Source organism: Pectobacterium artocarpous (assembly GCF_046159765.1).
Taxonomy (GTDB): Bacteria; Pseudomonadota; Gammaproteobacteria; order Enterobacterales; family Enterobacteriaceae; genus Pectobacterium.
This window is the reverse complement of sequence record NZ_JBJXVK010000011.1, coordinates 105,092-129,528: the sequence shown is the minus strand read 5'-3', so window position 1 is coordinate 129,528 and position 24,437 is coordinate 105,092. Positions and strand designations below refer to the sequence as shown.

The 24,437-nt window shown below is 55.6% G+C and carries 16 protein-coding genes; 10 read left to right on the top strand and 6 right to left on the bottom strand.

Going from position 1 to position 24,437, the window contains the following annotated elements; translation table 11 throughout:
• The first annotated feature begins 336 nt into the window (after positions 1 to 336).
• The 5 genes from dppA to dppF all read left to right on the top strand — a co-directional run bounded on the left by dppA (position 337) and on the right by dppF (position 6,114).
• Positions 337 to 1,944, top strand: a complete 1,608-nt coding sequence (gene dppA / locus ACKQAD_RS09395) for a dipeptide ABC transporter periplasmic-binding protein DppA (RefSeq protein WP_409159912.1) — start codon at positions 337 to 339, stop codon at positions 1,942 to 1,944.
• A 233-nt stretch (positions 1,945 to 2,177) separates the two neighbouring features.
• The gene (dppB, locus tag ACKQAD_RS09390; protein WP_409159911.1) at positions 2,178 to 3,197 is read left to right on the top strand and encodes a dipeptide ABC transporter permease DppB; all 1,020 of its coding nucleotides are present in this window, start codon (positions 2,178 to 2,180) and stop codon (positions 3,195 to 3,197) included.
• Between the two features lie 13 nt (positions 3,198 to 3,210).
• On the top strand, positions 3,211 to 4,113 hold the full coding sequence (gene dppC, locus ACKQAD_RS09385) for a dipeptide ABC transporter permease DppC (protein ID WP_409159910.1): 903 nt from the start codon (positions 3,211 to 3,213) through the stop codon (positions 4,111 to 4,113).
• Positions 4,114 to 4,126: 13 nt separating this feature from the next.
• Positions 4,127 to 5,107, top strand: a complete 981-nt coding sequence (gene dppD, locus ACKQAD_RS09380) for a dipeptide ABC transporter ATP-binding protein (RefSeq protein ID WP_409159909.1) — start codon at positions 4,127 to 4,129, stop codon at positions 5,105 to 5,107.
• On the top strand, positions 5,104 to 6,114 hold the full coding sequence (dppF, locus tag ACKQAD_RS09375; RefSeq protein ID WP_409159908.1) for a dipeptide ABC transporter ATP-binding subunit DppF: 1,011 nt from the start codon (positions 5,104 to 5,106) through the stop codon (positions 6,112 to 6,114). Before dppD ends, dppF begins: the two co-directional genes overlap by 4 nt.
• A gap of 52 nt (positions 6,115 to 6,166) precedes the next feature.
• Here the strand turns inward: dppF and ACKQAD_RS09370 are convergent, their stop codons facing one another.
• Positions 6,167 to 7,423 (bottom strand): valine--pyruvate transaminase, encoded by a 1,257-nt coding sequence (locus tag ACKQAD_RS09370; protein ID WP_409159907.1) that lies wholly within the window; start codon positions 7,421 to 7,423, stop codon positions 6,167 to 6,169.
• A 392-nt stretch (positions 7,424 to 7,815) separates the two neighbouring features.
• Here ACKQAD_RS09370 and ACKQAD_RS09365 point away from each other — a divergent pair, with 392 nt between their 5' ends.
• From ACKQAD_RS09365 to ggt, 3 genes are all read left to right on the top strand, one after another.
• Positions 7,816 to 9,024 carry an aldose 1-epimerase family protein gene (locus ACKQAD_RS09365; RefSeq protein ID WP_409159906.1) on the top strand — a complete coding sequence of 403 codons (1,209 nt, stop codon included), beginning with the start codon at positions 7,816 to 7,818 and terminating at the stop codon, positions 9,022 to 9,024.
• 177 nt (positions 9,025 to 9,201) lie between these two features.
• Positions 9,202 to 10,113: an EamA family transporter gene (locus ACKQAD_RS09360; RefSeq protein ID WP_409159905.1), complete on the top strand. Its 912-nt coding sequence runs from the start codon at positions 9,202 to 9,204 to the stop codon at positions 10,111 to 10,113.
• A 212-nt stretch (positions 10,114 to 10,325) separates the two neighbouring features.
• Positions 10,326 to 12,113: a gamma-glutamyltransferase gene (ggt, locus tag ACKQAD_RS09355; protein ID WP_409159904.1), complete on the top strand. Its 1,788-nt coding sequence runs from the start codon at positions 10,326 to 10,328 to the stop codon at positions 12,111 to 12,113.
• A gap of 72 nt (positions 12,114 to 12,185) precedes the next feature.
• Here the strand turns inward: ggt and ACKQAD_RS09350 are convergent, their stop codons facing one another.
• Together ACKQAD_RS09350 and eat are read right to left on the bottom strand one after the other, a co-directional pair.
• Positions 12,186 to 13,529: an aspartate aminotransferase family protein gene (locus ACKQAD_RS09350; protein WP_409159903.1), complete on the bottom strand. Its 1,344-nt coding sequence runs from the start codon at positions 13,527 to 13,529 to the stop codon at positions 12,186 to 12,188.
• A gap of 25 nt (positions 13,530 to 13,554) precedes the next feature.
• Complete coding sequence (gene eat / locus ACKQAD_RS09345) at positions 13,555 to 14,916, bottom strand: ethanolamine permease (RefSeq protein WP_409159918.1); 1,362 nt, start codon at positions 14,914 to 14,916, stop codon at positions 13,555 to 13,557.
• Positions 14,917 to 15,174: 258 nt separating this feature from the next.
• Here eat and ACKQAD_RS09340 point away from each other — a divergent pair, with 258 nt between their 5' ends.
• Both ACKQAD_RS09340 and qhpR read left to right on the top strand, forming a co-directional pair.
• Positions 15,175 to 16,182 carry a phosphotransferase enzyme family protein gene (locus ACKQAD_RS09340; RefSeq protein WP_409159902.1) on the top strand — a complete coding sequence of 336 codons (1,008 nt, stop codon included), beginning with the start codon at positions 15,175 to 15,177 and terminating at the stop codon, positions 16,180 to 16,182.
• 157 nt (positions 16,183 to 16,339) lie between these two features.
• A complete protein-coding gene (qhpR, locus tag ACKQAD_RS09335) occupies positions 16,340 to 17,398 on the top strand; it encodes an AraC-like transcriptional regulator QhpR (protein ID WP_409159901.1) in 1,059 nt (352 codons plus the stop codon).
• Between the two features lie 6 nt (positions 17,399 to 17,404).
• Here qhpR and bcsC read toward each other — a convergent pair whose 3' ends face one another.
• The 3 genes from bcsC to bcsB are packed head-to-tail and all read right to left on the bottom strand — an operon-like array spanning position 17,405 to position 24,321.
• Positions 17,405 to 20,899 carry a cellulose synthase complex outer membrane protein BcsC gene (gene bcsC, locus ACKQAD_RS09330; RefSeq protein ID WP_409159900.1) on the bottom strand — a complete coding sequence of 1,165 codons (3,495 nt, stop codon included), beginning with the start codon at positions 20,897 to 20,899 and terminating at the stop codon, positions 17,405 to 17,407.
• Positions 20,881 to 21,996 (bottom strand): cellulose synthase complex periplasmic endoglucanase BcsZ, encoded by a 1,116-nt coding sequence (gene bcsZ, locus ACKQAD_RS09325; RefSeq protein ID WP_409159899.1) that lies wholly within the window; start codon positions 21,994 to 21,996, stop codon positions 20,881 to 20,883. Before bcsZ ends, bcsC begins: the two co-directional genes overlap by 19 nt.
• Positions 21,997 to 22,002: 6 nt before the next feature.
• Positions 22,003 to 24,321 carry a cellulose biosynthesis cyclic di-GMP-binding regulatory protein BcsB gene (bcsB, locus tag ACKQAD_RS09320; protein ID WP_409159898.1) on the bottom strand — a complete coding sequence of 773 codons (2,319 nt, stop codon included), beginning with the start codon at positions 24,319 to 24,321 and terminating at the stop codon, positions 22,003 to 22,005.
• Between the last annotated feature and the right edge of the window lie 116 nt (positions 24,322 to 24,437).

Here is a 24,437-nt window from a genome sequence, read left to right as displayed (position 1 = left end):
ATGCGTGATCTGATCCTGAGATTGAGCAAAAGTTCGATTTATTCAACAAAGCCGCGTCAAGGTATACGTTGTAGTTATTATGACTCTATCCAACAGCGTGACGGCCATCGGTTTTGGTAACCACCTTTCTTCTCCCTCATTATTTTAATTTTGCCTTCGGGCGACAGGGCACAGACCACAGCTCGTAAAAATACAGGTCTGGCCAATCATACCCAATTGATTTCGAGATGCAGGACGGAATACCAGCGTTGTTAATTTCCGTTTTTTAACGGCGCATATGCAGCTTGGAGTATGGCGGGTATAGCACACAACATCATCCACAATGGAGCACAAGTAATGGAAAAATCCCTCGTTAGATCAAGGGTGTTGAAGTTCGGCCTTGGCTTGCTCGCCCTGTCCGTCGCTGCAGGCGTTCAGGCAAAAACGCTGGTTTACTGCTCAGAAGGCTCCCCGGAAGGTTTTAACCCACAGCTGTTCACCTCCGGCACAACGTTTGATGCCAGCTCTATTCCTATTTATAACCGTTTGGTGGAATTTAAAGACGGCACCACGGACACCAGCCCTGGTCTGGCTGAAAAATGGGATATTAGCGAAGACGGTAAAACCTATACTTTCCATCTACGCAAAGGCGTGAAATGGCAAGACAGCAAGGATTTCAAACCGTCTCGTGAATTCAATGCCGATGACGTGATTTTCTCCTTCATGCGTCAGCAGGATGCCAATCATCCGTACCACAAAGTGTCTGGCGGCAGCTATGAATACTATCAGGGTATGGGTATGCCGGATCTGGTCAGCAAAATCGAAAAAGTTGACGACTACACGGTCCGTTTTGTGCTGAACCGCCCTGAAGCGCCGTTCCTGGCAAATCTGGCGATGGACTTCGCTTCCATCCTGTCAGCGGAATACGCTGATAACATGCTGAAAGCTGGTACGCCGGAGAAGATCGACCTGAACCCAATTGGTACGGGCCCGTTCCAGCTACAGCAGTACCAGAAAGACTCCCGCATTCTGTACAAGGCTTTCGAAGGCTACTGGGGTAGCAAGCCGGGCGTTGACCGTCTGGTCTTCTCCATTACGCCAGATGCTTCTGTACGTTACGCCAAGCTGCAAAAAGACGAATGCCAGATCATGCCGTATCCGAACCCGGCCGATCTCGCGAAGATGAAAGAAGATAAAAACATCACGCTGATGGAACAGCCAGGCCTGAACGTTGGCTATCTGGCTTACAACGTTGAGAAAAAACCGCTGGATAACGTCAAGATTCGCCAGGCGCTGAACTATGCGGTTAACAAGTCTGCCATTATTGATGCGGTCTATCAGGGAGCGGGTCAGGCTGCGACCAACCTGATCCCACCGACCATGTGGGGCTACAACAACGACGTTAAAGACTACAGCTACGATCCTGAAAAAGCGAAGGCGCTGTTGAAAGAAGCGGGTATGGCTGACGGTTTCTCAATCGACCTGTGGGCGATGCCAGTACAGCGTCCGTACAACCCGAACGCACGCCGTATGGCGGAAATGATCCAGTCCGACTGGGCGAAAGTTGGCGTGAAAGCCAAGATCGTCACCTACGAGTGGGGTGAGTATCTGAAGCGTGCGAAAGACGGCGAACACCAGACCGTGCTGATGGGCTGGACGGGGGATAACGGGGATCCAGATAACTTCTTCGCGACCCTGTTTAGCTGCGATGCGGCCAAAAATGGTTCCAACTACTCCAAGTGGTGCTACAAGCCGTTTGAAGACTTGATCCAACCGGCACGGGCCATTTCCGATCACGAAAAACGTATTGAGCTGTACAAACAAGCACAGGTGGTGATGCACGATCAGGCTCCGGCGCTGATTGTCGCGCATTCCACCGTGTACGAGCCAGTACGTAAAAACGTGAAAGGTTATGTGGTTCAGCCGCGTGGCGTACATAGCTTCAACAACGTGACGTTGGATTAATTCAGCCACTCGATTTTCACGGACACTGAAAACCCCGACCTTGCGGTTTCTCCTTAGAGGAGCCGTGGAGGCGGGGTTTCTTGCCCGTTACGTTTTTATGGCTGATGTCCTGCTCGCTATCCGGCGGGCCGTCGCACACGACGTTTAAAATCGTTTCTGACGATTTTTTAGCTGTGAGCAATGATAAGCCCGATGGTCAATGAGCCAACGGGCATAAATAGAGAGTTCGGGATATGTTGCAGTTCATACTCCGGCGTTTGGGACTCGTTATCCCAACGTTTATTGGTATCACCCTGTTGACCTTTGCCTTCGTGCACATGATTCCGGGCGACCCGGTGATGATCATGGCGGGAGAACGCGGTATTTCCGCTGAACGCCATGCGCAATTGCTGGCTGAAATGGGGCTGGACAAGCCGCTTTGGCAGCAATACATCCACTATATTGGTGGCGTATTGCAGGGCGATCTGGGAATTTCCCTCAAGAGCCGCATCCCCGTGTGGGAAGAATTTGTGCCTCGCTTCAAAGCGACGCTGGAACTGGGTATCTGTGCGATGCTGTTTGCTATCGCGGTAGGGATCCCGGTTGGCGTGTTGGCTGCGGTTAAACGCGGTTCCATTTTCGATCATACCTCCGTTGGTCTGGCGCTGACGGGCTACTCCATGCCTATCTTCTGGTGGGGCATGATGCTGATTATGCTGGTTTCCGTTCAGCTCAACCTGACGCCCGTTTCGGGACGTATCAGCGACACAATCTTCCTTGATGACAGCATGCCGCTGACCGGCTTTATGCTGATTGACACCCTGTTCTGGGGCGAGGAAGGTGATTTCATCGACGCGGTTGAACATATGATCCTGCCTGCCATCGTGCTGGGCACTATTCCGCTGGCGGTGATTGTGCGTATGACGCGCTCCGCGATGCTGGAAGTGCTGGGTGAGGATTACATCCGTACCGCTCGTGCCAAAGGGCTGAGCCGCCTGCGTGTGATTGTCGTGCACGCGTTGCGTAATGCGATGCTGCCGGTGGTGACGGTGATTGGTTTGCAGGTCGGCACCATGCTGGCTGGGGCGATCCTGACGGAAACCATTTTCTCCTGGCCGGGGCTGGGACGGTGGTTGATCGATGCGTTGCAGCGTCGTGACTATCCGGTGGTTCAGGGCGGCGTGCTGCTGGTGGCAACCATGATCATTCTGGTTAACCTGCTGGTGGATGTGCTCTACGGCGTGGTTAACCCACGCATCCGTCACAAGAAATAAGGGGAAGGCTAAGATGACAAATGTCACTGAACCTGTTGTAAATAGCGCACCGAAGCCGATGACCCCGCTACAGGAATTCTGGCACTATTTTAAACGTAACAAAGGGGCGGTTGTTGGCATGGCGTATGTTGTGCTGATGCTGATTATCGCCATTGGTGCCAACGTGTTGGCACCGCATGCCCCTGCCGAGCAGTTCCGCGATGCGCTGTTGCGCCCGCCGGTCTGGCAAGAGGGCGGAAGCTGGCAGTTTATTCTGGGAACGGACGACGTCGGGCGTGATGTTCTGTCGCGTCTGATGTACGGCGCACGCTTGTCGCTGCTGGTCGGCTGTCTGGTGGTGGCGCTGTCGCTGGTGCTGGGGGTGATCTTCGGTCTGCTGGCCGGGTATTTCGGTGGTGTGGTTGATGCGCTCATCATGCGTATCGTCGATATCATGTTGGCGTTGCCAAGCCTGCTGCTGGCGCTGGTGCTGGTGGCCGTCTTCGGGCCGTCGATTGTGAATGCCTCGCTGGCGCTCACTTTTGTGGCATTGCCGCACTACGTCCGTTTAACCCGCGCGGCGGTGCTGGTGGAAGTTAACCGCGATTACGTCACCGCTTCACGCGTGGCGGGAGCCGGTTCGGCACGCCAGATGTTCGTCAATATTCTTCCTAACTGCCTGGCACCGCTGATTGTGCAGGCTTCTCTCGGTTTTTCTAACGCCATTCTTGATATGGCTGCTTTGGGTTTCCTCGGTATGGGCGCACAGCCGCCGACGCCAGAGTGGGGCACCATGCTGTCGGACGTTTTGCAGTTTGCGCAAAGCGCCTGGTGGGTGGTGACGTTCCCCGGTCTGGCAATCTTACTGACGGTATTGGCGTTTAACCTGATGGGGGACGGCTTGCGTGATGCTCTCGACCCCAAACTCAAGCAGTAACAGAGGTAGAGAGATGGCGTTGCTCAATGTAGATAAACTGTCGGTTCACTTTGGTGATGAGGATCTGCCGTTTCGTGCGGTCGATCGCATCAGTTATCAGGTGGAAGAAGGGCAGGTGGTCGGTATCGTCGGGGAATCCGGCTCCGGTAAATCTGTCAGCTCGCTGGCGATTATGGGGCTGATTGATTACCCCGGCAAAGTGATGGCCGACAAGCTGGAATTTAACCAGTGCGATTTAAAGCAAATTTCCGAGAAAGAACGGCGTAATCTGGTGGGTTCGGAAGTCGCGATGATTTTCCAGGATCCGATGACCAGCCTGAATCCGTGCTACACCGTGGGCTACCAGATTATGGAAGCCATCAAGGTGCATCAGGGGGGCAACCGCAAAACCCGTCGTCAGCGGGCGATTGATCTGCTGACGCTGGTTGGGATTCCCGATCCGGCTTCGCGTCTTGATGTGTATCCGCACCAGCTTTCCGGCGGGATGAGCCAGCGCGTGATGATAGCGATGGCGATTGCCTGTCGGCCTAAGCTGCTGATTGCCGATGAACCAACCACCGCACTCGATGTAACCATTCAGGCGCAGATTATCGAACTGCTGCTCGAATTGCAGCAGCGCGAGAACATGGCGCTGATCCTGATTACGCATGATTTGGCGCTGGTGGCCGAAGCGGCACACCACATCATCGTGATGTATGCCGGACAGGTTGTGGAATCAGGCAAAGCGGCAGATATTTTCAGCGCCCCTCGTCATCCATACACTCAGGCGCTGCTGCGGGCGCTGCCGGAGTTTGCGGCGGACAAATCCCGGCTGGCATCGTTGCCGGGCGTGGTGCCGGGCAAATACGATCGTCCGAACGGCTGTCTGTTAAACCCACGCTGCCCTTATGCGCAGGCGCGTTGCCGTCAGGAAGAGCCTGAACTGCGCGATATTCCTGGTCGTCAGGTGAAATGTCATACACCGCTGGATGATGCGGGGAGGCCGACTCTATGAGTGAATTGAATGCCACATCGCAGCCATATTTGCTGCATGCCGTTGATCTGAAAAAACACTACCCGGTGAAGAAAGGCTTTTTTGCGCCGGAACGGATGGTGAAAGCGCTGGACGGTGTTTCCTTCACCTTAGAGCGTGGGAAAACGTTGGCGGTGGTGGGGGAATCCGGCTGTGGGAAATCCACGCTGGGTCGCCTGTTGACGATGATCGAAACGCCGTCTGATGGTGAGCTGTACTATCAGGGACAGGATCTGCTGAAGCCGGATCCGGCGGCGCAGAAATTGCGTCGGCAGAAGATCCAGATCGTGTTCCAGAATCCTTACGGATCGCTGAATCCGCGTAAGAAAGTTGGACAGATCCTGGAAGAACCGCTCCAGATCAACACTGAATTGTCGAAAGCTGAACGCCGTGAAAAAGCGCTGGCGATGATGGCGAAAGTCGGGTTGAAAACGGAGCATTATGATCGCTATCCGCATATGTTCTCCGGCGGCCAGCGTCAGCGTATCGCTATCGCACGTGGGCTGATGCTGGATCCGGACGTGGTGATCGCCGATGAGCCGGTTTCGGCACTGGATGTGTCGGTGCGCGCGCAGGTACTGAACTTGATGATGGATTTACAGCAGGAACTGGGGCTGTCTTACGTCTTCATCTCGCACGATCTGTCTGTCGTCGAACACATCGCTGATGAAGTGATGGTGATGTATCTGGGTCGCTGTGTCGAGAAGGGCAGTAAAGATGCTATTTTCAACAACCCGCGCCACCCTTATACGCAGGCGTTACTTTCCGCGACGCCGCGCTTGAACCCGGATTTACGCCGTGAACGTATCAAGCTGACGGGCGAGCTGCCCAGCCCGTTGAACCCACCGCCAGGCTGCGCGTTCAACGCGCGTTGCCAACGCTGCTTCAGCTCCTGCACCCAGTTTCAGCCGCAGTTGAAAACCTACGGCGAACAGCAGGTCGCTTGCTTTGCCGTCGATCAGGATGAACAGGGCACCGCTGTCGCCTAATTTACTTTCAGCTCACCTACGCTGTTCAGGCGTAGGTGAGTGGGAACAGATTTTAGCTGACAGCTTCCTGCATCGCCTTTTCCACTTCTTCCGCCAGAATCGCAATACCCTGTTCGATTTTCTCCGGCTCCGGAACATAGTTCATGCGTATGCACTGGTTAGCGTGCGGCCAGTCCTGATCCAGACCGGGGAAGAAATAGTGGCCCGGCACCATGAGAACACCGCGTTTTTTCAGGCGCTGGTACAAGATTTCCGTTGTGATAGGCAGATCCTTGAACCACAGCCACAGGAAGATCGCGCCTTCCGGCTTATGAATCAGGCACTGCTCGGGCGACAGGTAGCGGCGAATAATGGCGATAGTTTCTGTTACGCGCTGCTGGTAGAACGGGCGTACGACGTCGTTAGATAAGCGCAGCAGATCGCCACGCTGAATCATCTCGTGCGCCAGCGCCGGTCCGACCGCACCCGGAGACAGGCTAATGATGCCGTTCATGTTGCCGATCGCGGAAATGACTTTTTCATCCGCAATCACGATACCGCAGCGTGAACCGGGCAGGCCCAGCTTGGACAGGCTCATGCACAGGATGATATTCGGGTTCCACAGCGGCGTCGCATCGCTGAAGATGATTCCAGGGAAAGGCACGCCATAGGCGTTATCAATCAGCAAAGGAACCTTATGCTGTTGCGCCAGAATATCCAGACGCATCAGCTCGTCATCGGTCAGCACGTTGCCGGTCGGATTGGTCGGGCAGGATACGCAGATCAGCCCGATATCATCGGTAATCGATAGGTGATCGAAATCGACGTGATATTTAAATTGCCCTTCAGGCAGTAGCTCGATCTGGGGACGAACGGAGACGAACATGTTGTCGTCCAGCCCGGAATCCGAATAGCCGATATATTCCGGCGCCAACGGAAATAGCACCTTTTTCAGACTGCCATCGCTGTGGCGACCCGCAAACAGGTTAAATAAGTAGAAAAACGCACTCTGGCTGCCATTTGTCAGCGCAATATTCTGTGGTCCAATCTGCCAGCCTAATTCATGACTCAGTAGCTCGGCCAGCGCGATGAGCAGTGTATCTTTACCTTGTGGGCCGTCGTAGTTGCATAGCGCTTCCGTTAATTTCCCTTGCTTCAGCATATCCTGACACAGCTGTTGGAAGTAGTTATCCATCTCAGGAATATGTGCCGGATTACCACCTCCTAACATGATTGCGCCAGGCGTACGCAACCCTTCGTTCAGGTCGTCCATTAATTGGGTGATGCCCGCGTGGCGCGTGAATTTCTTGCCGAAAAGAGAAAAGTTCATTGTTTATTTATCAGTGATCGTACACAGGTTAGCGGCAACCATAGCGCTTGCGCCAATGGTGTGCAATGTGGTTAAAAAATAATCTTATAATTTTTTATCTCGTCATGTGTTTAAAAATCAGCATGAATGTCTGATAGATATACCGAAGAGAAAAGGATTTTAGGCAGCATATTTTATCTTGCTGAAACGATGTCAGCTTTTACCGATCAATATCTCAATAATTATGCAAAGATAGATTTTATTCATACTAAATGAGTGATGAAAGTCGAATAAATTACGCGGCAATGCCGAATTTTTCCATCTGGTGATAGTTATCACATTCTGACCATCCGCTGATTTGTAGTCTTTAGCTCGCATAAGCTAAAACAATTCAGCAAAGAGGGGTGGTTAACATGAAAAAATTACTGGCTATAGGCATTACACTGGCGCTGACATCATGGCAACTCTCGGCGCAGACGTTTGTGCTGACAGATGCTGAAGGCAGTGTAGAAAAGGGAAACTGGCAAATTGGCAGTGATGCCCTGAAGATCAAAAATCAGCATTTCAGCATTGAGCAAAAAGTCTTGCACGGCGGGCGTCAGGAAGGCAGTAAAGTGATTACGATTACCGATCAGGACGGGCTGAAAATTGCCCTCAGCCCGACGCGAGGAATGAATTTATTGCATGTGACGGGAAAAAACATCCGTTTGGGGTGGGATTCGCCAGTTGATGAAGTCGTAAACCCGAATACCATCAATCTGGAAAGCCGCAACGGACTGGGCTGGTTGGAAGGTTTCAATGAAATGATGGTGCGCTGTGGCTTCGAATGGACGGGCCACCCGGTCGTCAGCGAGGGCATGATCTATACCCTGCATGGCCGTGCGGGCAACACACCAGCATCGAAAGTGGTGGTGGAAGTTAGCGATAAAGCCCCGCATACCATCACGATACGGGGCCTGCTGAAAGAAAACAGCTTTAAGAAATCGAATCTGGAAACCTGGACCGAGCTGCGTTACGTCCCCGGCAGCGAGTCGTTTACCGTGCACGATGTGCTGACCAACAAAGCAGATTACCCGCGTGATTACCAAATTATCTACCACAGCAATTTCGGCACGCCGATTCTGGAAGAAGGCGCGCGTTTCATTGCACCTGTGAAAGAGATTTCTCCGTTTAATGACCATGCGAAAGCGGGTCTGGCAACCTGGCAAACCTACAAAGGGCCGACCAAAGACTTTGATGAGATGGTGTTTAACATTACGCCGTATACGGATGCACAGGGCAAAACGTTGGCCGCGTTGGTGAACAAGGCGGGAGATAAGGGGGTGTCGATTGCCTTTGATACCCATCAACTGCCGTTGCTGACGCTGTGGAAAAACACGGACACAGAAAAACAGGGCTACGTCACGGGGATCGAACCCGGCACTAACTACGCTTACCCGGTGACGATTGAGCGTGAGCAAGGGCGGGTTAAAAAGCTCCAACCCGGTCAGAGCACGACGTTTGAGCTGACATACAGCCTGTTGAGTAGCGCAGATGCGGTCCAGAAAACGGAACAGAAAGTGAAAGCCATTCAGGGTGACAATAAAACCACGCTGACGGAAAAACCCATCGCCATCGAGTAACCGCTATCTATGCCGACCACAGGTCAGGTGGTCGGCTATTGCACCTCATCGTTTTTCTTGATCATGATTCCGCTTAGTCATTGTCACGTAATGTCATAATTATCTTTTCTTATTCATTTTTTCATTTTACGCGTACCTTGAAGGGGGTATTGGCTACGTATTTGACAGGGGATGAGGATGTCGTTGAAAGATGCGCTGCTCGCGCTATGTGTTGTGTTGTTATGGGGTGTGAACTTTGTGGTGATCAAGGTGGGGCTGAACGACATGCCACCCTTTTTGCTGGCAGGGCTGCGTTTTTCGCTGGTGGCGCTCCCGGCTATTTTCTTTGTTCCTTTCCCGCGTATTCCCCTGAAATGGCTGGTTGCTTATGGCATGACCATCAGCTTTGGTCAGTTTGGCTTTCTGTTTCTCGCTATCAAGCTGGGTATGCCTGCGGGGATTGCCTCGCTGGTGTTACAGGCTCAGGCCTTTTTTACGCTGCTGGTTGGCGCGGTCTTGCTGTCGGAAAAGCTGCGTTGGAATCATGTTGTTGGGATTATGGTGGCGGCGATAGGGATGGTGGTGCTGGCAGAAGGGCGCACGGCGCTGCAAATGTCTTCCGGTATGACCACCACCACGCTGCTACTGACGCTGGCGGCGGCGCTGTCATGGGCGATGGGTAACATCATCAATAAGATAATCATGAGCAAAAACAGCGATGTACGTATCATGTCGCTGGTGGTGTGGGGGGCGCTGGTGCCCGTCGTGCCGTTTTTCATCAGTTCCTGGCTGTTCGAAGGTGGAGACGCGATTGTCCATAGTTTAACGACGATCCAACTGCCGACGATCTTGTCTTTGGCTTATCTGGCGTTTGCAGCAACCATCATCGGTTATGGGATTTGGGGAGGTCTGCTGGCACGCTATGAAACCTGGCGTGTGGCACCTTTGTCGTTGCTGGTACCGGTCGTTGGGTTGGTTAGCGCTGCCGTTTTTCTTGGCGAATCGCTCTCGCTATTACAGATTGTGGGCGCGGTGCTGATCATGCTCGGCCTGTTGGTGAATGTGTTTGGTGCACGGTTACGTTCATGGCGACCCGTGCGACAACCGTGATCTGCATGTCCTGTAATGGGGCGTATTTATCGTGCAGCATCGCAAAGCTACGCGGCTATTTTCGCAATTTCTCATGCCTTTCCTACGCTTCTTACTGGTGCTGACGGATCCGTTAAGCCGTGTGCATTTCCTGGCGCGGACTTTGCGAGTTGGCTTCGCAAGAGGGTGGAGGTAAAAGCAGTCAGTGAAATCAAAAGGATAAAGAGGTCTTCATGAGAATAAGAAACACGACATTGGGGGCATCGGGAAAATGGCTGCTGTCACTGAGTGTGATGGCGCTGCTGGTGAGTGGAACTGTGCAGGCGGCGTCTGTCCCTGCGGTGGAAGCGAAAAACGGCATGGTGGTCAGCTCGCAGTATCTGGCTTCGCAGATTGGCGTCGATATCATGAAGATGGGCGGCAATGCGATTGATGCCGCCGTGGCCGTGGGTTACGCGCAGGCTGTGGTGAACCCTTGCTGTGGCAATATTGGCGGCGGCGGGTTTATGACGCTGCATCTGGCCGATGGGAAAAACACCTTTATCAACTTCCGTGAAACGGCACCGGCGGCGGCCAGCGCGAACATGTATTTGAACGCGGATGGGAGCGTGAAAAAAGACGCCAGCCTGTACGGCTATCTGGCCGCTGGTGTACCGGGAACGGTTCTGGGGCTGGATACCGCGTTACAAAAATACGGTAAATTGACGCGTGAACAGGTGATGGCACCGGCGATTAAACTGGCGCGCGAAGGTTTTGCGCTGACGCGGGCTGACACCGATATTCTGGACACCACGGTAAAACGCTTCAAAGCCGATCCGGAAGCGGCGCGCATTTTCTTGCGTCCTGACGGCAGCCCGTTGCAGCCCGGTGATAAGCTGGTGCAAACCGATCTGGCGAATACGCTGGCGGCGATTGCCGCTAAAGGGCCGGATGCCTTCTACAAAGGGGAGATTCCGCAGGCGGTGGAGAAAGCGGCAAAGCAGGGCGGCGGCATTCTGACGGCGGCTGATTTTGCCGATTATCGCATTACCGAAACGGCGCCGGTAACCTGTAACTATCGCGGTTATCAATTCGTCTCCTCGCCACCGCCAAGCTCTGGCGGTGTCACAATGTGTGAAATCCTCAATATTGTCGAAGGCTACGACATTAAATCGACAGGCTTTAACTCGGCGGCCACCGTTCATGTGCTGACGGAAGCGATGCGTCACGCGTACATGGATCGCAACACGTACCTTGGCGACCCGGCGTTTGTCAGTAACCCCGTTGAGCGCCTGTTGAGTAAGGATTACGCCGCTGAAATTCGCAAACAAATCGAACCGGAGAACGCGACGCCGTCCAAAAACGTAGAGCCGGGGATCGGCCCGCACGAGCGACCGGAAACGACGCACTATTCCATTGTGGATAATCAGGGCAACGCGGTGTCTACTACCTATACCGTCAACGGGCGTTTTGGCTCTGTGGTGATTGCGCCGGGTACGGGCTTCTTCCTCAATAACGAAATGGATGATTTCACCGTGAAAGTGGGTGAGAAAAACCTGTACGGTTTGGTGCAAGGGGAGCGTAATTCGATCGCCCCCGGTAAGCGCCCACTTTCATCCATGAGCCCGTCACTGGTGACGAAAGACGGTAAAGTCTTCATGGTGCTCGGTTCACCTGGTGGTTCGCGCATTATCACCATCACGCTGCAAACGGCGCTGAATATTATCGATCACGGCATGGCACCGCAGGAAGCGGTAGACGCACCGCGCATCCATCATCAGTGGCTACCGGATGAGGTGTATTACGAACAGCGTGGGCTATCTGCCGATACGCTGAACCTGCTGAAGCAACGCGGCTACAAGATGGTGGAACAAACGCCTTGGGGCGCAGCGGAACTGATTTTAGTCGGTTTACCGGGCGCGGCGGGCGTCACGCCAGCGGATTCAGGCAATGACTCGGCGGTATCCGGCAAAGTGCGCGAAGGCTACCTGTACGGCGCAAATGACATCCGCCGCCCGGCAGGGGCAGCGATAGGGTATTGATGTAAATTAACTTCAGGAGCCTGTTTCGGTAGGCTCCTGAGTTTTTTCGCTTCAAAAAAACTGTATATGAAATCAGACGTGGGTCAGCGCGCCCAGGCAGTCATCCAGCGCACTGACCAGCCAGTCAATGTCCTGAGCTTGGAACGCCAGTGGTGGACGCAGTTTAAGTACGTTGCCATAAGGGCCAGCGACCGATGTCAGTACACCGCGGTCGCGTAGTGCTTCTGTCAGATTCAGCGCCAGCGTTTTATCCGGTGTTTTGTTCTCTCTGTCGCTCACCAGTTCAAACCCGATGAATAACCCCGCACCGCGTACGTTGCCAACAGACGCATATTTGTCTTGCAGGGTGGTCAGTTCTGCCAGTAACTGCGCGCCCACGACGCGGCTATGTTCCTGAAGTTGCTCATCGTGGATCACTTTCAGCACGGCCTGTGCCGCGGCCATGGCCACTGGATTTCCGCCGAACGTGTTGAAGTAGGGGATCTGGTCGCTGAAAGCGGCGAGCACGTCGCTTTTTGCCAGTAGCCCGGAAACCGGGATGCCGTTGCCCATCGGTTTTCCGGTGGTGATGATATCCGGCACCACACCATGCCGTGCGAACCCCCAGAAAGCATCGCCGGTACGTGCAAAGCCGGGCTGAACTTCATCCGCGATGAAAATACCGCCATTGCGGTGCACCACATCAACCACAGGGCGCAAAAAGCCGCGCGGATTGGGATGTACGCCATCGGAAGAGAAGATGGAGTCCGCAAGGAACGCGGCAAATTTGATGCCATGTGCTGCCATATCATCGATCTGTTTCTGGATTTCATTGGCAAACCATACGCCCAGATCGGGCGTATTGACGCGATAGGCATCCGGTGGTGGCACCAGCCGCGTGGTCGCCGCCAGCGGCTGACCACTGCCCAATGCGGGTGACACACCTGAGGTCAGATCGCTGGTGCCGTGGTAGGCTTCACGAGTGACGATAACCCCTGTGCCGCCGCTCCAGGCACGCGCTACGCGGATCGCCAGATCGTTGGCTTCCGAACCCGTGCACATATACATGGCACGGTTGATAGCTGCGGGTGCGGTGGCGAGGAGCTGCTCCGAATAGTCCAGAATACGTTCATGCAGATAGCGGGTATGGGTGTTCAATTGCGTCATTTGTTGATGAACGGCATCGATGACTGCCGGGTGGCAGTGCCCGATGCTGGCGACGTTGTTATAGACGTCGAGGTACTTTTTGCCATCAGCGTCCCAGAGATATTGTCCTTCGCCGCGCACTAGATGAACCGGTTTGCGATAAAACAGTCGATAAGACTCGCCCAGTACCCGGCTGCGCTTGTCGGTCAGCGTACGGATATCCGCGCTCAGCGCGTCGGCATGCTCGGCACGGAAACTGTTGGTATCCATGATAGTTGAACGTGTAGCCATAATCTCTCCAATGTGCGTTTCAATGTTAGTTGGCATCGGCGACAAGCGGTTCAAGCAGATGTTCCCGTCGTGCTTTGGTGGTCAGGAAATAGAGGTAACCGAGCAACATAAAGGTACAGAACAGCCCACCGATCACCGGGTTGAACCAGAGCATCGCAATCAGGCAGATGATGGCGCAGACGAGTGCGAACGCGGGGACGATGGGGTAACCGGGCGCGCGATAGCTGCGTGCCATAGTGGGGGCGCTGCGGCGCAGGCGAAACAGACTTAACATGCTCATGATGTACATGACGATGGCACCAAAAACCGCCATGGTAATCATCGCTGCGGTCAGGTTCATGCCCTGGAGATTAATGCCATCGCAGAAGATGGCTGCAATCCCGATCGCGCCGCCCGCCAGAATCGCACGGTGTGGCGTGTGGAAGCGGGACAGTTTGGCAAGCCCCGGCGGAAGATAGCCTGCGCGCGCCAGTGCGAAGAACTGGCGGGAGTAGCCCAGAATAATACCGTGGAAGCTGGCGATGAGACCGAACAGGCCAATCCACACCAGCATGTGCATCCAGTTGGAGTTTTCCCCGACGATGATCTTCATTGCCTGTGGCAAGGGATCGTTGAGGTCGGAGAGCTGACGCCAGTCGCCTACGCCGCCAGCCATCAGCATCACGCCAATTGCCAAGACCACGAGCGTCAGGATGCCGCTTACGTAGGCGCGCGGAATCGTGTGTTTCGGGTTTTTTGCCTCCTCAGCAGCCATTGCCGCGCCTTCGATAGCGAGGAAAAACCAGATAGCGAACGGTATCGCCGCAAACATACCGGAAATGGCCGTGGGTGAAAATTCATGTTGCCCCGCCCAACCGTGTGCCACGAAATTACTCAGGCTGAAGCCCGGCGCCACCACGCCCATAAACACCAGCAGTTCCATGACGGCCAGCAGTGTGACCACCAGCTCAAACATCGCTGCCAGCTTCACGCCGAGAATGTTCAGGCTCATGAAGACAAGGTATGCGCCAACGGCCGCGAATTTGGGATTCAGTTCGGGGTATTGCACGTTCAGGTACGCGCCAATCGCCATCGAAATGGCAGGCGGTGCGAAAACAAATTCAATCAGCGTAGCCATGCCGGCAATCAGGCCGCCCAGATCGCCGAACGCGAGTCGGCTATAGGCAAAGGGGCCGCCAGCATGGGGGATCGCCGTGGTGAGTTCGGTAAAGCTAAAAATAAAGCAGGTGTACATGGCGGCGATGAACAGCGTCGTGACCAAGAATCCTAACGTGCCCGCGACGCCCCAGCCGTAGCTCCAGCCAAAATATTCACCAGAAATTACCAGTCCTACCGCGATACCCCACAAATGCAGGGTGCCCAGCGTGGGCTTTAATTTGCTCGTCATCATATTATCCCCGTCAGTCTGCTCATGGTTATTCGGGGCCAGTACGGCAACCCCTGTTGGCTTGTGTAGCGATAATGCCCACGCTTGTTGGTGGAAAACTTGACGCTGGCGTATCGAATGCTGCGCGCTGAAGTCAACTTTTACGGTTGGTGTCGTCCTTGCGCCTTCTGGGGTCAAACAGGGGTGATGGGGCGTCAAGTTTCTCTGCACGACACACGCCATGCTGAACGCTCTTTGATTCGCGTCGGAGTGGGAACCATGAGTGCTAAACAATATGACACCTTAAGTAATGCAGAAATGACCTCGCTGGCGCACCGGGCGCTCGCCTGCTATCCGGCGGTACTGCAAGGGGAACTGCGGCTGCTATGTCGTTCGGAAAATGCGACGTTTCTTGTTGCGTCGGCAGGTAAGCGTTATGCACTGCGGTTACATCGCAGCCATTACCATCAGAAAGCGGAAATTGAAAGCGAGTTACAGTGGCTGGACGCATTGCGTGATACGGGGATTGTGGTGCCGGAAGCCGTACGTGATGCGGTGGGGGAACGAGTACAGTCGCTGGATCTCCCTGACGGCTCCTGCCGCTACGCCGTGCTGTTTCACTGGATTGACGGTGATATGCCGACCACCAGTGTCGATCCACGCGCGTTCCGGCAACTGGGCGAAATCACCGGCCGGTTGCACCAGCACAGCCGTCAGTGGCAAAAGCCCGACGGTTTCCGGCGTATTGTCTGGGATCATCATACGATGGTGAGTGCGCAGAGCCACTGGGGGAACTGGCGTGACGCGCCGAATTTGTCGATGGCGGAGCACGGCATTGTTGAAGAGGCGATTGAGCGAATGGGGGCGGAGATGGCGGCATTTGGCAAAGCGCCGCAGCGCTATGGCCTGATTCACGCCGACCTGCGCCTGACCAATCTACTCTTGCATCGTGGTGAAACGCGTGTGATCGATTTTGATGATTGCGGCATGGGGTGGTATCTGCACGATCTGGCTGCGGCGATTAGCTTTGTGGAGCACCATCCGCGTGCGGCAGAGTGGGTTGAAAACTGGCTGTGTGGCTACGAACGTGTTGCTCACGTCAGCGATGAGGAGCTGGCGCTGCTGCCGACGCTGCTGATACAACGGCGTGTCCAGCTTACCGCATGGGTGGGTTCGCATGCAGAAACGGAGATGGCACAAAGTCTCGGCGCTGACTGGGCAAAGCACAGCGTGCGCCTGTGTCGTCGCTATCTGGAAACCAGCGATTTGCCGATTGGCGTGGCCTGAATGCACCACGGGCGGGCAGCCTGCGCGATGATAATGCCCGCCCATTGCATGCACGGTTTATAACCCATTGATTTCATGTGAGTGCGGACTGGTACGAAACTTGCTGATCGTTTCATGACCCGTTGGCGGGCAGAGTGATACGGCGAGGTGAAAGGAAATGGAAAATGTGACGTACTCTTCGGCACTGAACGCGGCATTCTCCTGCCACCGAGGTGTTTTGGCGGCGGCCGCGACCGGGCTTGGCGACTTTATTCATGATAACGGCGGCGATGCCGATCGTATCTTTGGCATTAGCGGCGTCGATCCAGAACAACTTGCCAGCCCGACACTCAGTCTGGGACTGGTGAATTATTGTCGGGTGATGGAGGAAGCGGCGCGTAATTCGGGTGTTGATAATTTCGGTTTACACTACGGCAAGCAGTTTAAACCGCAGTCATTAGGCCTGATCGGCTATATCGGCTTATGTTCAGACACGCTGGAGCAGGCGCTGCACAACGTGGTAAAAGCATTTCCCTGCCATCAACACGATACGCTGACGCGTATGGTGGACAAAGGAGACTGCTGGCGGCTGGATTATCAGGTCCGGCACGGCGCCATTTTACACCGCCGTCAGGATGCCGAACTGACGCTCGGCATGTTTCTTAACCTGATTCGCCATGTTCTGGGTCGGCACTGGGCACCACGCGAGGTGCATTTTGAGCATCCTCGTCCTGAAATGTGGCATGAGCACTGCAAGGTGTTCGATGCGCCGGTTTACTTCGATCAACCCTACAATTCCCTGCTGATCCCCAAACATCAGCTGATTCGTACCATGCCGGATCGCGATATGACGCTGTTGCTAGTGATGCAGGATGCCATTCGCCGACTGAACGAAACATCACCACAGCAAAGCATCGTCGATCAGGTGCGTACGCAGGTGCATCTGTTATTGATGCAGAAAGAGCCGACGCTGGAAGAGGTGGCGGAAAAAGTCGGTCTGTCCAGTTGGTCGCTCCAGCGTCGCCTGCGGGAAGAAGGACTCAGTTTTTCGCTGCTGGTTGATAAGCTACGCTGTGAAATGGCGACGCACTATCTCCAACAGAAGCAACTGCCGATTTCGGAAATGGCGCTGCTGCTCGGCTATTCCGAGGTGAGCGCCTTTTCCCGGGCATTCCGGCGCTGGTTTGGTATCAGCCCCCGCCAGTGGCGCAAAGGCGAGGCTCTCAACCTCGCCTGATGCGGATTATTTAAAGTCCGCGTACGGCGTGAGCGGCTGTGGTGGGCTATCGAGATCGCCTTGCCAGCCGGAGGCGGAGTAGCGCAGGTAGATGAGGCCGTGGCTTGGGGTGTAGTCCTTCGCCTGTTGAATGTCGATACCGACACCTAGCGTCCAGTGTGAGCTGAGGCGGCGTTCGACGACGGCACGCGCCGTATAACCGAAGCCGGAACTGCGGCTGCCTTGTTCGATGGTTTCTCTGTCGGTGAGTGTGGCGTTACCCAGCAGGCCAGTCAGCGGGTAGCGACGCTGATCTTTGGTAGAAGCACGAGACCACGATAGCGATCCGCCGAGTTCCCACGACCAGTTTTCCGTCCTCTGCCGATAGTTCACTGGCACGCCCAGCGAGAAGTATTGCTGCGGGCTGTAGTAACCGCCCTGACCGAGCGAGTAACCGCTGAGATCCTTCTGATAGCGCCACCACATGCTGTTCAAACCGACCGTGACGCGTCGATTATCCTCGTTAATCAGCTTGTAGTAATACCCCGCCATAGCGCGGGCGCGGTCATTGTCGGCCACGTTCTTACCGGTGATCTGGTGGACGCTGAAATCACTCCAGACGCCGTGCGCTTCGCCCCGGTCGTAGCTCAGCCCGAGGCTAACGCCTGTAGCGCGCACGCCGCCCCAGGTGACACCGGTGCCAGGGTCTTTGGTGCCGCCGAAGGCGAGTAATGAGCTGGAGATGGGGCGGCGCGATGCCGTCGCGGTCCAGCCGATTTGCCGCCAGTCACCGCTGTAACTTGCGCCACCGACGATATCGACGACGTCGAAGCCGAGCGGCGTGGTGCCGATATCCGCTGACCAGCGATCGTTTTTCCAGCCTGTGGCGACGCTGGTGCCGGTCGTTTTCTGCGATTTACCGCTGAAGCAGTCCTGTGCGGCGCAGGTGCCGAAGGTTTCCCGGTAGGCACCGTTGCTGCCCGTTGAGAAGGCACCAGCGTTCATCTGCATGGTATCGGTGCGGAAGAAGGCGCGGCCGTCGTACAGCGGCATCTCGATCTGCAACATGGTGTCGTGGGCGCTCAGATCGGAAATCCCGCCGGTGCCGCTCGAACTCCAGTAATCGTGGTCAAGCGTGACGGTAATATCCTGCTGACGATACTGATCCGCCGCCTCGGCGCGGATGCCGCGTTGCAGCCAGTCATCTCCTGCATGGTTGCGCGTCAGTCGGGTATAGTCATCGTCGGTTTGCGGCAGCGTAGGCGTGATGCCGCTGGCGACCATCGCCTGCTTATAGTCCTGCTGCGCCTGTTCAGGCTGAGACTGCTGCTGCTCAATGCGTGCCGCATCGCGATAGATCAGCGCTGTCGTTTGATCGATAGGCGTCTGGCCGACGGGCGCTTTTTGCACATCGATTTTTAGCTGGTGGAAAAGCGCCGTCGATTTTTGCGGATTGCCTACCGCTTGCCAGGCGTTGGCGATGCGCCGCTGTGCGTTGAGGGTGTCGGCTGCCTGCGCGGGGAGCTGGTTCAGACGTTGGCGTGCCTCATCTTGCCGACCCTGCGCGATAAACGCATCGATCTCACCCAGCTGTGCATCGGGGTTCTGTGGTTCTCGTGTGCGGATGCGTTGATAATCCGCCAGCGCCGTCGCATATTCACCCCGTGCCAGCGCCCAGTCTGCCAGCAACAGATCGATACGGGTGTCAGATGGTTGCTGGCGGAGGAAAGCAATGGCGGCGGGTTCGTTACCCGCATCGCGCATTGCTTCCGCTTTTGCCAGCGTGGTCTGTATCGTCAGACGCTGGGACAAATCACGCATGTCGTCGCTCCATTGTGCTGCGGGCAGCGTGTTCAGGTGAGCGAGCGCTTGCTCATCGCGATTGGTGGACGACAGGTAAAGCGAGTAAACGTAGTTCTTCTCCGCGCTGGCTGGTGGCACGGCGGTCGCACGCTGCACCACACTGTCTGCCTGCTGCGTTTTCCCCAACTGGCGCAGCGTTTGGGCATAGTGATAGGCCAGCCACACATCGTTTGGATTCTGCTGGTTTGCCTGACGGTACTTCTCCTCAGCCTGCGCCCACTGCTGCTGTTCTGCAAGTTGGTCCGCCTGCTGTTTCAGGATATCGAGTTGCAGTGCGGCAAGCGTTTCCCGCATTGCATTCTGCTGGCTGCGCGGCAGGCTGTTGAGGTAAGCGAGCGCTTTCTCCGGCGACTGCCGTTGATAAATACCAACCAGACCGCGTAAGGCGTTGTCGTTGCCGGGTTCAAGGTGTAAAGCCTGCTGATAGAGCGGCAGGGCGACGGCATCGTTTTGGCTGGCAACGGCGACATCGCCCAGACCAATCAGCGCATAGGGATTGGTGTTATCCATCTGGCGCGCCTGCTGATATTTCTGCCGTGCCAGCGGTAGGTTATTGGCCTTTAGCGCGTTGTCGCCTTCCGCAATGGTGATCCAATATTGCGTGCTTTGAATCAGTCCTTCCCATTTGCCGCTGTTCAGGTGATTAACATCCGCCTGCAATGCCTTCTGAAACTGTGCCAACGCTTTTGCCCGATCGCCCGTGCGCAGGTAAACCAGACCTATTGCGCCGATTAACTCAGGGTCGTTTGGCGTGGCGGCCAGCGCCTGATTTAACTCACCAAGCGTGGCGCTGTTGCCGCCGCCGCTTTCAACCTGCGCCAGACTGCGGAGGCGCCCCTGATAGATCGGATCCGCTAACATTTCCTGCTGGTGGCTGAGTGCTTTGCGTGCGGTTTCCGCTTGTTCACCGTCATTAAATACTGTCAGGAAACGGTTGAGCTCCGCCACGCTTTGCGGCGTGATGGGCATCCGGTCAATGATTTCTAGCCATAGTGACGCTGCCTGACTGCGTCCGACAGGGTCAGTAGAAAGCTGTTTCAGTAAAGGATAGGCCTGTTCGTTGCGATCCTGGCTGAAGAGCAGGCGTGATAACACCATACGCAGCGGAACGTTGTTAGGGTAAATCTGATCCAGTGTTTCCAACTGTTTAATCGCGATCGGTTCCTGATTCGGTAAGCGAGAAACCAGACGCCAATATTCCACGGCGAGATCGAGTGTTGGCGGCTCACCGTGAAAAAGGGTGTCGTACTGCGCTTTGGCTTCCGCATAACGCCCAGCGGTAGACAGCAGACGCGCCCGCTGTAATTGCTGACGCATGGTTTCCTGCGTCAGCGCCAGTGTCATTTCTGCCTGCCGATAAACGACAGAATCGGGAGCCACGGCCTTCAGCTTGTCCAACTGCTGGCGTGCCTGTGCCTGATCGCCTTGACGCAGCGCCAGCCGCAGTTTGGCGGCGATAACGTCGGGATTATCTGGGTCGATCAGTTCCAGTCGATAAAGTGACTGGCGCACGAGGTCGTCTTTGTTGCTGGCTTCTCCCAGACGCACCTGTTCCATCAGAAATTGCTCTGGCGACGCGGTTTCCGCGCTGGTTACCTGCGGCGCAGCAACCAGCAATAACGGGAGGAGGCGCAGCCAGTTTACGGTGTTGTTGTGCATTGGCTGCCCCGAGACGGTAAAAGTTGGCCTTGTGAAGTGAAGCGATAGCGCTTCTCGTCCCATCCCTGACCAAAGAGCGTCAGAGAGGCGGAGAAATAGGCATCGTCACCCGGTGGATGGTCGGCGAGCCGTTGCCGCTGGATGGCTAGCGCTTCTGTCTGGTGGGATAACATCGGCAGCAGCGAGGCGGAAAACCCGGCCGATCCCTGTCCGGTGACGGCACCTGTCGCGGTATTTGTTTTTTCGGGCGGCAGACCTTGCTGGATGGTTTGCTGAATCATTGGCTGAAACTGTTTGATCAGATCGGTTTTCCCTCTGCTGCCGTCGGCCATCATCCCCGCCCACAGATAGACGCGGATGGCATCGTAGCTGCCGACGTTGGGTTGAGTGGTATCGGGCTGCCACCCCTTATCTTTTTGCCAGATGACCCAATCCGGCGAGAATCCTTTCGGCGCGGTTTCCAGCAGCAGGCGTTGCGTGGTGCGCTGCATGGCTTTCCACGTCTCACCCAGCGGCGCAAATCGAGCCAGCAACTGTGGCGGAAGGTAGCTGGGGTTTACGCGCCAGTGCTCTTCCTCTGCGAAGCCCACTTTGCCGGGCAGCAACATCACGCCCAGCCCTGGAATATGCATGACCTCTTCTCTGGCGATACGGGCGAGCAGGGCAGTTCCTACTGTCTGATAGCGTGCTTCTTTCCACAGTCGACCGGCTTCAAGCAGGCTATAGGCAATCCACAGGTCGGCATCGGAAGCAGAGTTCGGATCCAGCACCGTCCACTGCTTATCCTTGCTCTCTCCCCATAGCCAGGCGGGCAGATGAGCGCCCAAATCTCCTGCGGACAGGTTGTTTTCCGTCCATTGCAATAGCCGATCAAACATCACGCGATCGTTGGCGACCAGCGCAAAGAACATGGCGTAGCTTTGCCCTTCGGACGTGGTGATTTTATTGAGTGTGGAGGTATCAATCACCCGCCCTTCCGTGCTGATGTAATGCTGCTTGTACTGCTCCCAGGCAGGCCAGTCGCAGACGGCGGCGGTGGCGAGGGAAGCCCATAGCCACAGCAGCGGGGGGATCAGGTAGCGCAGCACGTATGGCATGATGCGTTAATCCCTTTCATCCGGCGACAGGCGACGGCGGCTGAAGAATTTCAGACCACGCCATAGCAACCAGGCAACAATAATGACGGTCAGGGTTGATATGATGGCCAGCCAGATGGGATGTTGCGCCAGAGCGTGCCAGATGCGTTCCCACCACGGCAGGTGGCCGACGTAATAAATGTCCCCGACGCGGAGATTATTGATGCCCGATTCGCGGATGACGGAAACGGAGCCGAACAGCGACGCTCTTTTTTCGCTGTCGATCAGCGCGTTATTGAGTAGCGTATAGCCCTGTGGGCTATCGGCCAGCAGCGCGACAACGCTGCGCTTGTCGTGATACGGAGACTGGAAGCCGATAATGGCCGACATTGCGCCAGCACTGCTAACGGTGGTTTTGCTGTCTGGCTTCGCATCTGATTCAGGCGACCCCGTATCCGGGACTGCGGTCTGGCGCGTCGGTTGCTTGATCCAGCTTTGCGTTTGCTCGACCAGCAGGTTGATTTTGCTTTCATCATGCAGCGCTGGCGGGATAGCGCCGATCATCAGAATATCGCTGTCCTGCTTGTCGATTTGCGTCCAGTCATCGCTGAGCTGTACCGCCAACGCCGGGTAGCCGGTTTGTGCCCCAATGTTACCGATGGCGTTTAGCATAGCGCTGACCTGAGCCGGCTGTGGCTGCTTGTTTACCAGCACCAGCGTTTGTGACAGATCAGCCAGTCGGCTGAATGGGTAGCCGGCATTGGCAAAGGCACGTAGATCCGGCATCGCCATAAAGTGCCGGTAGCCAGAGAAATTAATCGTCGAGTTGCTGTCGATAACGGCGTGATTCACAATCGGCGTATAGGTTTCACAGCGGTCGGCGGTGCCGCTGGAGAGTTGCGTGGTGTAATTGAAGTCAAAGCGCAACTGGTTGGTGGTGCCCAGTTTCAACGCCGGAATGGACAGACTCTTGTCGGAATCCCATAGCCCCTGCGTCAGCGGCAGGCGCATTAACAGGGAATTCTGGTCGTGCTCCGGCACCAGCGAGAAGGCTTGTACAAACTGGTTGTTCAGGTTGATGCTCAGACGTGAACCATCCTGAACTTGCGGCGCGGTGTAGCGGTATTTCAGGCGCATATCGATGCCCTGACTGCGGATCAGGAACAGGTCGGGCGGCAGGTTCATGGTGAGTGAAATCGGTCGGGGCACGATACCGTCGGTTTGCAGTTGTTCGTTATATTGCTGAAGCTCGGCGAAGGTCATCGGGCGGTCGGTGCGAACCCAGTTGGGCGCATCATACGGCTGGCGTGGCGCAAGCTGTTCCACCTTATCAATAGTGACACTTTGCCCACGGAACAGCGTGTTCCCCTGAGCGATGCCTTGTACGGCGGTGAGCAACTCATTGTCATCACGTCCCTGAACCAGCAGCAACTTGATGTGCGGATCGTTGGGGTGGCCGATGATAGAGACCGTTGGCCCGTTCACGGCAGGCGTATCGCGCAGGAAATCCGGTCGCTTCTCGTTCGTGGCAAACACAATGCCGTGGCTCTCCGGCAACTGGTTGAAGAGCGCCGGGAAGGACTGTCCTCGCCATTGTGCTTTGCTGCCAAACCAGGAGGCGAGCATGGCAGCGGCACGTTGTTGCACGAGATCTGGTTGGCCGGCAAAGACGATGGGCAGCGTCAGCGGGCGGGTATCGCGGCTGTCAAAAAACGGTGCAGGGAACGGCGACAGATCGTCTTTCAGCGTCAGCTTCTGGACTTGCAGATTGAGCGTGCTGGCTTTACTGACATCCAGCCACAGGCTGGTACTGGCCGGATTTTCACAGATGTTCTGATAATGACCGACGAACACCAGTTGCAGGCGGTTAAAGTCCGTGATGTAGCGCGGATCGAGGGGAATACGGACGCGGTTGGATGTCCCTATCTGCTCTTTGCCAAGTGGCGTAACGCCCATGAGCTCATCGTTTAGGTAAACCTTGAGGTGAGACTCGGTGGGGATCAGCGCCGGTGACGGGGTAAATTCGAGATCGAGAGAAGCCTGTGTGACCACCTCGTCGCTGCGAACGCCGAACTCAATTTGCCCGTCGGGGTCGATGCCGCGTAATGCAAAGGTGCCCGGGGCCGGTGCGATTTGCGCAAAGGGCAGCATCACGTTGCGCACGGCAGCGTTGGTCGACGGCGGCGCCAGTGGAACCGCAGGCATGGTCGTCGCGGGTGTTGCGGTGGCCGGTGGCTGGGTGGCGTCCCCCGTTGCCGGAGTCGCTGCGTGGGGAGCGGTGACAGCCTGAGATAATGAGCTGACGCCTAAAGCCAATGCGGTGAACCAGATTATTTTTTTCGTCATCGTGTCATCATCAATGTTATGGGTCTTTCTCGTTGTCGTGAGAAAGACCGTTGATCACGGCCTGTGAATGGCAATTAATTCACTGTTTTTTCTGTAAATAGGTTCTCTTGTGCAAA

Bases quoted from the DNA above. Each gene is read 5' to 3' on its own strand.
- ACKQAD_RS09350 (WP_409159903.1), bottom strand. From the start codon at position 13,529: ATGGCTACACGTTCAACTATCATGGATACCAACAGTTTCCGTGCCGAG.
- dppA (WP_409159912.1), top strand. From the start codon at position 337: ATGGAAAAATCCCTCGTTAGATCAAGGGTGTTGAAGTTCGGCCTTGGC.
- qhpR (WP_409159901.1), top strand. From the start codon at position 16,340: ATGGAAAATGTGACGTACTCTTCGGCACTGAACGCGGCATTCTCCTGC.
- bcsZ (WP_409159899.1), bottom strand. From the start codon at position 21,996: ATGCCATACGTGCTGCGCTACCTGATCCCCCCGCTGCTGTGGCTATGG.
- dppF (WP_409159908.1), top strand. From the start codon at position 5,104: ATGAGTGAATTGAATGCCACATCGCAGCCATATTTGCTGCATGCCGTT.
- bcsC (WP_409159900.1), bottom strand. From the start codon at position 20,899: ATGCACAACAACACCGTAAACTGGCTGCGCCTCCTCCCGTTATTGCTG.
- dppC (WP_409159910.1), top strand. From the start codon at position 3,211: ATGACAAATGTCACTGAACCTGTTGTAAATAGCGCACCGAAGCCGATG.
- ggt (WP_409159904.1), top strand. From the start codon at position 10,326: ATGAGAATAAGAAACACGACATTGGGGGCATCGGGAAAATGGCTGCTG.
- ACKQAD_RS09360 (WP_409159905.1), top strand. From the start codon at position 9,202: ATGTCGTTGAAAGATGCGCTGCTCGCGCTATGTGTTGTGTTGTTATGG.
- ACKQAD_RS09340 (WP_409159902.1), top strand. From the start codon at position 15,175: ATGAGTGCTAAACAATATGACACCTTAAGTAATGCAGAAATGACCTCG.
- ACKQAD_RS09370 (WP_409159907.1), bottom strand. From the start codon at position 7,423: ATGAACTTTTCTCTTTTCGGCAAGAAATTCACGCGCCACGCGGGCATC.
- bcsB (WP_409159898.1), bottom strand. From the start codon at position 24,321: ATGACGAAAAAAATAATCTGGTTCACCGCATTGGCTTTAGGCGTCAGC.
- eat (WP_409159918.1), bottom strand. From the start codon at position 14,916: ATGACGAGCAAATTAAAGCCCACGCTGGGCACCCTGCATTTGTGGGGT.
- dppB (WP_409159911.1), top strand. From the start codon at position 2,178: ATGTTGCAGTTCATACTCCGGCGTTTGGGACTCGTTATCCCAACGTTT.
- dppD (WP_409159909.1), top strand. From the start codon at position 4,127: ATGGCGTTGCTCAATGTAGATAAACTGTCGGTTCACTTTGGTGATGAG.
- ACKQAD_RS09365 (WP_409159906.1), top strand. From the start codon at position 7,816: ATGAAAAAATTACTGGCTATAGGCATTACACTGGCGCTGACATCATGG.